Origin of the sequence: Bacillus sp. C30 (assembly GCF_040838255.1) — a bacterium.
In the GTDB taxonomy this organism is placed as follows: domain Bacteria; phylum Bacillota; class Bacilli; order Bacillales; family Bacillaceae_G; genus Bacillus_A; species Bacillus_A mycoides.
Map to the genome: position 1 here is coordinate 21,316 of NZ_JBFPJH010000025.1, position 6,248 is coordinate 27,563.

The following is a 6,248-nucleotide window of genomic DNA, read 5'->3' on the forward strand; positions in this document are numbered from 1 at the left end:
CTTTCGACATTCCTCTTGCAAATCCTTTATATGTATAAAAACACTCCTACTGTTATAATAACGAGCACTGGAATACCGAAGACAAATTTACTTTTATGTGTCTTATGATGAAACATATACATACCAATCCAAGCTCCAACCGCTCCTCCAGCTGCAGCTGATAAAAACAACGTACTTTCTGGCGTTCTCCACTGTTTTTTCTTTGCTTTTCGCTTATCAAGCCCCATCATACTAAATGCTATAACGTTAATAATAATAAAGTATATCCATTTCATCTTATTCTCTCCCTTAAAAAATTCGCTTTATTGTAACACGAAAAAACCACGCAGGCGAGTAGCCTGCATGGTTTTATAATTCAGTCTCTTGATTTTCTTGTTCTTTCTGTTCTTCCATTTGTTGTTCAGCGATTTCCGCTGAAATCATTCCATAATAAATTTCTGGATATAATCCAAATATTTGATATACACTTCCTAAAAATGGCATCGGAATCCCTCATTTCTAAAGTTGTATTGTCATTCTTAAGGATTCCCTTTTCACTCATTATACATTCGTTTTTGGCACTTCTTCTTCATCGGGAACATGTAATATATTTTGCCATTTTTTATAAGGCGCACTATTTGGATCCACATACCCTTTCGCATACGAACGATCCCACAATTGTTTCATAAACATCTCTTTCTCTTTCTTCGCAACCATATCTGCACCTGTTCCGTAATAGTTTTGGAAATACAGCTCAATTTCATCAAGGAATAGCCTTAACAAATCATCAGATGTTTCTTCTAACGTCGGGTCATATTTTGCCTCACGGTCATACATTAAAATCATATCTAAAATATTATGAACATTCTCTTTACGGAGCCATCTTATATCTTGAGCGCCTAATACAAATGCATGTGTATATAAATGTCCACCTTGTATCATTGCCTTTTCTTGTTCTTCTTCAAATCGTGACAAGATGTTTTCATAAATAAACGGATTATGAAGCAATGCTCTGTGCAACTTATAACTTTCACTTGAAATATTTTTCCCCATCGACTGAATTAAAAAGCTACGGCCGACACCATTATATTGATACACAAATTGTCCATCAACAGCAACTAAGCTAATCCAGCGATACATATACGCGTATAGAAGAGCACGATTACATTTGTCGTAATCTAACTTCGTTTGCGTTGCATTCAAGTCTGGCATAAAGGCTGGTAAGTGCCAATATTTATCTAAATGCGGCGTCAAACTAGATTTTTTACTATTTAATTTGTTCACGCGGCGATAATACGATTGAAAATAATCACCTTTATCGTTCATAAAACCATTCGCAATATGTCCAGATGAAAGCTTAGGAAAATCTTGTAGCGATAATCCGTAATGAGCACGATAACAAATCACTTCAAATGGTGAAAACGCCTCGTTTACCGTATCTTTTTCTTTAAACATTTCTTGCAATAACTCTTCTTGCAATTCTTGTTTTAAAGATGGATGTACGCCCCAATATTGTAATTCTCTATGATGAGAAACTTTCGGAACGAACGGACTTGCTAAATGGAAAAGATCTTCAATTTTTTCACGAACGTATTCATCACGATCACGCTTCTTGAAATCTGCTTCTTTTCGCAATGCTTCAACGATATTAAGCTCTAATTTGTCACGATAGCGCACTTGAAGTTCGTCATAACAATAACTCAATATATGTTCACGATAGAAGTCTTCCACCTTTTTCGACTGAATTTCTTCGGCTTTCGCATCACGACAATATTCCCCGTACAAGCTCATATAAATTTCGGACGATATATCTTTCGGTAATACACCTAAATTTAAATGTTGCTGCATATCTTGCCAAATCTTTTCTTGCAATTTCTCTTCAGCTAATACGTATACATTCGTCGGGTTCGTTTTCCCCTCAAATTCCTTGCTTCGCTTTTGGATTTCAAACAATAAATTTTCACGTGTTTCATATAAATTATCAAAGAATCTTTCCCAATATTGAATCATTTTATCAACTGCTTGGTATAGCGATTGATACACGAGTTCTAACAACATTTCTTTACGATACTCACTTAATTTGTGTACGTACTGCGTTACAATATCTTCAAATTCTTTTTTAAACAAACGCTGCTGATTATTAATCATTTTTCCAAACCAGCCTTGTTGCTGCGCAATTTCAACGCGGCGAACAGCCGTTACAGTTCCATCAATATTACTCACATTAAATTTCTTATCGTAGTTTTGAATTAAATTACGCTTTTGTTCATTATTTTCATGTAGTCGATTCATCTTCTCTACTAACTGCTTACGAATTTCATACAGCATAAAACGTGCTGCAACTGGATGAACTGGATCCGTTTTCTTTAAAAACCATGTATTTAATTGGTAAGACTGTCCTTCTGAGCCACTCGGTGTAAAGCGGTCTGATTCGATCATGTCATATAAAAGGGTAGTAACATGCTCATGTACACGGCTCGGAATGGCATAAGCATATAAACGAACCGCATGATCAACTCTCGCTACTTCCCCCTTCATTTGTTCCATCATTTTAAGCTTCGCAGCCGATATTTTGCACTCATGCTGCAGGCGGTTTAATTCCTCATCTTTTTGCACTGTACGGTGTACGTAACTCTCTACAGCATCTAAAAACAATTTTGATTTTGCAACACCGAGCTTACCACCCCCTGCCCCTTCACGTGTTTCATGGTACATTTGTCTATAAAAAATATGAGCTTGTTCTGGCCGAGTAGCAAGATGCTCTAAGTCTTCTAAATAACTTTTCCCGCGCTCTGGCTTTTCACGCTGCATACCACGTTTGACATCTTGGTCGTATCTTTGCTTTTTTTCTTGAAACAGTTGATCTAAATGAAGCCAAGATTCATCTAAACCTTGCACCGCCCATTTTAAAGCACAGTATTTCAAAACGTGCTCATACGGATAAATAAGTTTTGCCGTTCCTGCTCCGCAATATCTCCCTTTCCCACTCGATTCTGCCAATTGCTGAATTTGATTATCTTCTTGGGCAAAATGATTTGCAGACATTGGACTAAATAACTGTAAATAAATCGTATTTGCCATTTGCTCCATATAATCCGATAAATTGTGCAAATGGTGCCCATGTAAATTTTCATAATCATATAAGAAACAATAATTGTACGGTAAATGATGCTGCTTTATCGTATGGTTTGTTCTTCCATCTTCATCCACTTGATCAGGACGATATTCTAATTCAATCGTTACGCCGCCTCGTTTTGATAATTCACCAGTCGACCCAAGCGTAATAGCGTGCAACTCTTTTAACGATGCATAACCATTCGCTTGCACAGTTTCAAACTCTTTCGCACTAACCGTTCTCGTCTTAACTAAAACATCTGGCATTAAAAACGCACCACGAATTAAAATGTTATGATGCTGCAATTTCTTTCGGAGCATCTCACGCAAATATAATGCGATTTGTAAAAACATCCCTGAACCTGTTCCGCCGGCTAGTGACGTTACAATAATGACACGTACACCATATTCCGTCTGATCACTTGTAACTGGAAAAATCTTCTCGATTTCTTGCCAAAACGATGTGAGTTTATCTTCTTTCATCGCAGCACGTAACGCTAACCGTGAAATGACGCGTAACTGTCCAGCCCCTTCTGTTAACGGTTTATCAAGTATAGTCGGGTCCATCGGAAACCACTCTGGAATCGTTGGATCTCCCGCAATATACTCTCTCGGTGTTTTACTCGAGCTCGTTTGCGTCTTAAACTTCCGAATATGATCAAATTTACTCAATGTATTCACATCTGTATCAAATACATGCATCGCTACCTTTTTACGACGCTCCTCAGGTAATCTTTCATATATTTGATGTGTGACAGTACTACCGATTCCACCTAAGCCAATTAAAATTGTTGGAACTTGTAATGTCATGTGAACCACCTTCCTATTCTTGCTTGTTTGAAAAGAAGAATAAAGAGAGCCGGGCCTCCTCCGCCCCTCTTACACCCTATCTACTATTCACATTCGTACCGGTAAATCTCCTTACCATATCCTCTATCAATTACTAAAAGTTCATTTGGATACAACGTCTTATGCTCCATTCCTACCTCTTCCTCTGTTATAAACATCCCATCAATAATCATCCCAACTACTTGCGATTCTTTTGCTACAAATATAGATTTCGATCCTTTTTTCGCTATTAATGTTACAGATTGCACCGTCTTTCTTTCTGCTCGGAATGGAATGCCAAAATAGTGCTTCCACCATTTATTTTTAAGTAACTCTGGTTCAGATTGATAAAGCCAATCTTTCGCTACTTCTTGATCCCATTCGTAATATAGTAATGCTTTCCGATGAAATCTCGGACGAACAATCCATCCTAAAATAATAATTCCTACTATTAAAAGTAATAAAGTAATAGGAATTACAAATTTAAAAACGAGCGCATACTTCTCAAAAAACGGCGCATTTTCAATGTGCAGTACGATCTTTTCCTTTACTTCTTGTAATTTTGAATCATTGATCGTGATGGTAGCCTCTACGGTGCCGGTATCTGTAAAATTGAATGTGTCGGAGTAATAAGGTCGAGGATAAACATAAACTTGACTACCATGCTGTTTTAATTCATAGTTGATCGATTGATTCGATGTGACACCAGTAGATTTTAATAGTTTCTTTACAGCCTCTTCTGTCATCGGTTTACCATTTAACTGGGGCTGTAAAATAAATGGTTTACTATTTTCTAAATTTGTTACCTTTTCTTCATAATCTTTCGTAACAGCTTGAAGTGTTAATTTTGGTTTTTCAGCTGGTTCAATCTTGAATTCTTTCGTCTGTCTATAAAATCCCTTTATATTCATATGGACTTTCCCGCGTACTAACTCTTTACCAACCTTTGTCTCGTAATAAAACACATGTCTTTTATCATCCCACTTCATCGGATACTGCTTTCCGTCTATTTCTACTTCTGCTTCGAAATAAGAAGTTTGAATTGGTAATTCAGTAGGTTTCGCTTCAATAACAGCTGTCACACCTTCATACATTTTCTCAACATTTTTTCTATCTTTATCATCTTTGTCGTACGTAGAAACAGTATAATTAAGCGCTGGTTCAACAAGTACTTGTAATCCCTCTTTCTCAATGTCCTGATCCACTTCTATCGTATATGTCCCTGGCTTAATCACTTCCTGGTTCGCTGTACTTACATGCACTATATTTCCGAATAATTTAGCTTCTCCTGGTGCATGTATAGAAAAAGAAGACTGCAATTGTAACGGTTTGGAAAGTTGCATAACTTTATAATTAGACAAAGAAGGTGATTGTCGTACAAGCGTCATACGCTTTAATGGAAACGGTGTTGTGATCTCTACTTTTTTTCCTACTATTTTCGTTTTGACAATCGATTCAACAGAAGAAAATGGATCACGATTTGCAACTAATGCTGCCACTTGATTCACACTTTGTACAATACCATCCTCACCGCTAGACGGCATGACAACTCCATTCATTTCTTTTTTCCAAATCTCTTTAAACGTATTTAACTGCAGCTTCTCTTGCTGCCCTAAATCCTCTTCCATCGTGATTAAGACTGGGTGTAAAGAGATCTTTTTAGAATCCATCTCTTTCTTAAACTGTGCTAACTTCTGTGTAATTTGTTCTTTTCCGCCAATCTTATCTTTCTCCAAATCATTAAATGCCCCGTCAGTTAATACAATAAGCCAAAATTCACGTTTCCCATCTATATTTGCTTCCTTCTCTATAGATTGCATCGCCGTTTCTACTGCGCTAAATGGAGTATTTAAATATGTTTTCCACGCGCCGATTCCATTAATTTCTGTTTGCCTTTGATCCTTTGTTAACGAAATGTTTAACGGATCATTTGGCTTACTCATTGGAACGTAAGAAAATTTATCTTTCTCATCTAATAGCGCAACTAAACTTTGCAAGGCGTAATTGGCATACTTCCAGCGATCGTTATTTCTCATGCTGCCCGAATCATCATATACAAGTGAAGCGACCCTTTCCTTTGCCTCCTCTCCTTTTGCAAAAACTGAAAAAGGTAAACATATAAATAGAAACAACATGAACGTGGCACAAATTCGAATTTTCATGATGAGGCTTCGCCACCTTTGTAGACAAATTCCTATGTTTAAATTTATGAGGGGAAACAAGATATATGACTTGTATTTTAGGACAACGAACGAACCATAACTTTATTGTGTAAATAGATATATAACTTGGTAATATTCCTTCTAGCATTTTCTATCCAATTATAT

4 protein-coding genes are annotated in these 6,248 nt (G+C 36.8%); all 4 read right to left on the bottom strand.

Annotated features, from left to right (window positions below; genetic code table 11):
• Window positions 1-26: 26 nt before the first annotated feature.
• Window positions 27-275 (bottom strand): DUF1294 domain-containing protein, encoded by a 249-nt coding sequence (locus tag AB3X49_RS05195; protein ID WP_000871335.1) that lies wholly within the window; start codon window positions 273-275, stop codon window positions 27-29.
• Between the two features lie 73 nt (window positions 276-348).
• Window positions 349-483 (bottom strand): hypothetical protein, encoded by a 135-nt coding sequence (locus AB3X49_RS05200; protein WP_002014348.1) that lies wholly within the window; start codon window positions 481-483, stop codon window positions 349-351.
• Window positions 484-540: 57 nt separating this feature from the next.
• Complete coding sequence (locus AB3X49_RS05205; protein WP_367960800.1) at window positions 541-3,903, bottom strand: tubulin-like doman-containing protein; 3,363 nt, start codon at window positions 3,901-3,903, stop codon at window positions 541-543.
• 83 nt (window positions 3,904-3,986) lie between these two features.
• The gene (locus AB3X49_RS05210) at window positions 3,987-6,083 is read right to left on the bottom strand and encodes a vWA domain-containing protein (protein ID WP_367960802.1); all 2,097 of its coding nucleotides are present in this window, start codon (window positions 6,081-6,083) and stop codon (window positions 3,987-3,989) included.
• Window positions 6,084-6,248: the final 165 nt, after the last annotated feature.

What these genes read in the sequence shown, in the direction of transcription:
- AB3X49_RS05200 (WP_002014348.1), bottom strand. Translation starts at nt 483, where the DNA reads ATGCCATTTTTAGGAAGTGTATATCAAATATTTGGATTATATCCAGAA.
- AB3X49_RS05210 (WP_367960802.1), bottom strand. Translation starts at nt 6,083, where the DNA reads ATGAAAATTCGAATTTGTGCCACGTTCATGTTGTTTCTATTTATATGT.
- AB3X49_RS05205 (WP_367960800.1), bottom strand. Translation starts at nt 3,903, where the DNA reads ATGACATTACAAGTTCCAACAATTTTAATTGGCTTAGGTGGAATCGGT.
- AB3X49_RS05195 (WP_000871335.1), bottom strand. Translation starts at nt 275, where the DNA reads ATGAAATGGATATACTTTATTATTATTAACGTTATAGCATTTAGTATG.